Origin of the sequence: Dietzia sp. HMSC21D01, from assembly GCF_001815995.1 — a bacterium.
GTDB lineage: Bacteria > Actinomycetota > Actinomycetes > Mycobacteriales > Mycobacteriaceae > Dietzia > Dietzia cinnamea.
In genome coordinates this window covers 1-520 of the sequence record NZ_KV823615.1, presented here as the reverse complement: position 1 = coordinate 520, position 520 = coordinate 1, and the positions used below count along the sequence as shown (strand labels likewise).

General features: G+C 76.7%; 1 pseudogene. It reads right to left on the bottom strand.

Going from position 1 to position 520, the window contains the following annotated elements:
* Positions 1 to 520: pseudogene (locus HMPREF3086_RS00585) on the bottom strand (hypothetical protein); the annotation flags it as partial.

Sequence of the window (520 nt, the reverse complement as noted above, 5' to 3'; positions counted from 1 at the left end):
TCCTGCCGATGGCGTCCTGGGTGCGGCCGGCGGAGTCGGCGACGCTCGCCGCACCGTCGCGCAGGGCGTCGGCGCCGGTGGAGAGTTCCCCCGCCCCGGTGGCGAGTTCGCGGGCACCGCGGGTGGCCTCGTAGACGCCGTCGCGCAGGTCCGCCCCGGGTTGGGAGAGCTGGCGGGCCAGTTCGGCGGCGCCGGAGTCGAGCCGGTCGAGGTTGCTCAGGGTGTTCTGGTCGAGCCCCTGGGCGGAGAGCTGGTCTCGCAGGCCGATGAGGGCGTTGCGGGCCTGGACCACCTCGGGAGCGTCCCCCCGGAGACGGGACAGGGCGTCCTCGATCGCAGTGGAGACCTGCCCCTGGATGACGGCGACCCCGCGGACCGCGCCGACGACCTGCCGGACCCCGCCGGCCACCTCGTCGGCGCCCGTGCCGGCCTGGCCCATCCCGGCCTGCAGCTGCTCCATGCCGGCGGCGAGCTCGGCCGAACCGTCGCGGAGTTGCCCGGCCCCGTCGGCGAGCTCGGC